This is a genomic window from Endozoicomonas sp. ONNA2 (assembly GCF_024606365.1).
Taxonomy (GTDB): domain Bacteria; phylum Pseudomonadota; class Gammaproteobacteria; order Pseudomonadales; family Endozoicomonadaceae; genus Endozoicomonas.
Window position 1 is genome coordinate 1 of sequence record NZ_JAHHPO010000345.1, and the last position, 1,029, is coordinate 1,029.

Sequence of the window (1,029 nt, forward strand, 5' to 3'; positions counted from 1 at the left end):
TAACGCCTGCATAAGCGGCGGCGCGTCTAGCGCCGTCCGCTGGATGCTCTTGTTAGGCCATTCTGTGAATTATGCTAATACCTCATTCTTTTTTCAAACTCAGTAAAGTTTTCGATATAATATTTTCTGGACATAAATTCAACCAGTTTTACAGCTTTTCTTGTCGCATGACACATTGGCTCATTAAGGTACATCAACTGCCATTTTGCATTATCTTTTTTGCCTACATTATTAACTTGCAACATGAAACCTCCATATATTGAAGACCCTGTTACAGTAAGCCCCATACCGAAGTGTTCATTATCAAACTCATTAAAAGAAAAATGAAAATTAGCTAACTCTAAATAATGAAACTGCACAAAATCATCTGCAATTTTAGTGTATTCATTAGTGAAATCGGATTTTATTTTACTTTTCAGTTCATCAACAGGAAGATATGCGTACTTACTAACTGTTAATTCCGTAAACTTTTTTAAAAGTGCTGAATCTTGCTTTATTTGGCTACTCACTAAGAAATCAAACATATCAAGTCCTTTACTCCATTATAATTATTTATAATACTGCCCAAGATATAATCATGGCTGGAGAAGCAATATTTGCCACTAATATCCTATGCTGCTGGCTCAAAAAACCTGCTAAAACTGCACCGATTACAACTTCAACTATTGCCATGATTCCAAAGCCTACTGAGTAGGAGCCGAATGTACAAATTATCCATATAAAGGCAATCACCGGCGCAACTCTTGCTGAAATATCAAACCAACCTCTTTCTACAGGAGCCAATGCGGGATTAGTACTAGCTGTAGTAAGTGCTTTCTCTGAACCTCCCGCAAATAAGCCGATAAGTAAACCTAAAATAATTTTGGATCCCATAAAATATTCCCTTTTCTCATAATGTTATGAATGAGTGTTTGACTATATCTTTCCCATGACCTGCTTGACAATACTCGATTTTTTTAGGCCTAACGCCTGCATAAGCGGCGGTGCGTCCAGGAGGCTGTCCGAGAATAGACTGCCCTGCAGCGGTTG

At 37.9% G+C, this 1,029-nt stretch carries 2 protein-coding genes; both read right to left on the minus strand.

Features of this window, described 5'->3' with window-relative positions:
* Window positions 1-74 precede the first annotated feature (74 nt).
* The gene (locus tag KDK14_RS06270) at window positions 75-524 is read right to left on the minus strand and encodes a hypothetical protein (RefSeq protein ID WP_257264160.1); all 450 of its coding nucleotides are present in this window, start codon (window positions 522-524) and stop codon (window positions 75-77) included.
* 28 nt (window positions 525-552) lie between these two features.
* Entirely contained in the window at window positions 553-873 is a 321-nt protein-coding gene (locus KDK14_RS06275) for a hypothetical protein (protein ID WP_257264161.1), read from the minus strand.
* Between the last annotated feature and the right edge of the window lie 156 nt (window positions 874-1,029).